The organism is Micromonospora sp. M51 (genome assembly GCF_018070305.1).
GTDB classification, from domain to species: domain Bacteria; phylum Actinomycetota; class Actinomycetes; order Mycobacteriales; family Micromonosporaceae; genus Micromonospora; species Micromonospora parva.
This window is the reverse complement of sequence record NZ_JAGPXZ010001012.1, coordinates 1-1,818: the sequence shown is the minus strand read 5'-3', so window position 1 is coordinate 1,818 and position 1,818 is coordinate 1. Positions and strand designations below refer to the sequence as shown.

Below are 1,818 nucleotides of genomic sequence, written 5' to 3'. Positions count from 1 at the left end.
GGTGAGTTCGGCTTCAACCACTCCGATGGGAACCCGGACGAGGACACCATCCTCGCGTACAGCCAGGCCAACGGGATCGGCTGGTTGGGCTGGTCGTGGAGCGGTAACGGCGGCGGTGTGGAGTATCTCGACCTGGCCACCAACTTCAACCCGGCGAGCCTGACCGACTGGGGTCAGCGCCTCTTCAATGGTGCCAACGGGATCCGGCAGACCGCCCGGCAGGCCAGCATCTTCGACAGCATCCCCCCGCCCACGACGCCGCCGCCGGCCGGTGGGTGCACGGCGACGTACACGGTGACCAACCAGTGGCAGGGCGGCTTCCAGGCTGAGGTACGGGTGACCGCCGGCGCGAGGGCGATCACCGGCTGGACCGCCGGGTGGACCTTCGCGAACGGCCAGAGCGTCACCCAGTCCTGGAACGTGGCCCTCACCAGCAGCGGCACCACCGTGACCGCCCGCAATGCCGAGTACAACGGGCGGCTGACCGCCGGGGCCAGTGCCAGCTTCGGCTTCCTCGGTAGTTGGACCGGCACCAACAGCGCGCCGACGCTGAGCTGCACGGCGAGCTGATCGTCGGACCGGTGGTCGGGACCGCGTCGGTCCCGACCACCGGAACCTGTCCGGTCAGTGCTCCCCGGCCAGGTTCACGATGACCACTCCGGCGATGATCAGCGCGATGCCGGTGAGCTTGGCGAGCCCCACCGACTCACCCAGGAACACCGCCCCGATCGCCACGATGGCCGCGGTGCCCAGACCCGACCAGAGGGCGTACGCCACCCCCACCGGGATCTCCTTGACGGCCTGGGCGAGCAGGACGAAGGCCACCGCGTAACCGCCGAGGCAGGCCACCGTCGGCCAGACGCGGGTGAACCCGGCGGTGCTCTTGATCAGGCTGGTCGCCAGCACCTCGGCGAGGATCGCGATCCCCAGCAGCACGTACGCCATGCGTCCCCTTGGTCCTCTGTGGTCGACGAACCCATCGCTGCCCAGGCTAGTGCCGGCGACGTCCACGTCCGGCCGCCCCGTCGGCGTGACGCCCGGCCGTCCTGTCGGCGTGACGCCCGGCCGTCCTGTCGGCGTGAAGTCCGGCCGCGCTTCGGCGTGAAGTCCGGCCGCGCTTCGGCGCGACAACCGGCCGCCCCGTCGGGGCGACGTCCGCGCGGCCCCCACATCTGCCACAGCACCCCTTTGGAGCTGATGCCGCAAACGAATCGGATGCGCTGGGCGCCCGACGCCGTCCCGGTGGATGAATCGTTTACGGCATCAGCTCCAAAGGCTGCCGCACCCGCTCCGCACCCGCTCCGCACCCGCTCCGCACCCGTGCTCGTTCTCGCTCGTGCTCGTGCTCGTGCTCGTGCCGTGCCCGTGCCCGTGCCCGTGCTCGTGCTCGTGCTCGTGCCTCCGGTCTGTGCCGCGCCGGCCCCGGCCTCGCCTCGCCGCAACCTCGCCGCGCTCCCCGGGGGTGGCGGCGTGAGCGGGAGTTGGCCGGGTAGATCTTGGACACTTTCCGCGCTGCGCTGACGGAAAGTGTCCAAGATCTCGAAGCCTGGATGGGGCGGTCAGTCCTTGTCGAGGGTGACCTTGCTGGGCTTGGCGCTGCGCTCGTCGGTGGTCGGCTTACTGGGTCGCTTGCCGTTCTCGCCGGTGCTAGTGATCTTGGTGGGCTTGGCGCCCCGGCCACCCTCGCCCGGAACGGCGGCCACTGTCGGCTCCCCGTCCACCCCGGCGCTCGCCGTCCCACCGTCCAGGGTGGTCACCGGCTCGGCCACCGGCCGCGTCGTTGGCTGCCCCGACTCGTCCGCACTCGCGTTCACCGGT

At 71.0% G+C, this 1,818-nt stretch carries 2 protein-coding genes and 1 pseudogene; 1 reads left to right on the top strand and 2 read right to left on the bottom strand.

Annotated features, from left to right (window positions below):
* Positions 1-570: cellulose binding domain-containing protein (locus KBX53_RS31890; protein ID WP_210863532.1), on the top strand; the 570-nt coding region annotated here is incomplete at its 5' end.
* A 54-nt stretch (positions 571-624) separates the two neighbouring features.
* Here KBX53_RS31890 and KBX53_RS31885 read toward each other — a convergent pair.
* Positions 625-945, bottom strand: a complete 321-nt coding sequence (locus KBX53_RS31885) for a multidrug efflux SMR transporter (protein ID WP_030333555.1) — start codon at positions 943-945, stop codon at positions 625-627.
* Positions 946-1,559: 614 nt separating this feature from the next.
* Positions 1,560-1,818: pseudogene (locus KBX53_RS31880) on the bottom strand (hypothetical protein); the annotation flags it as partial.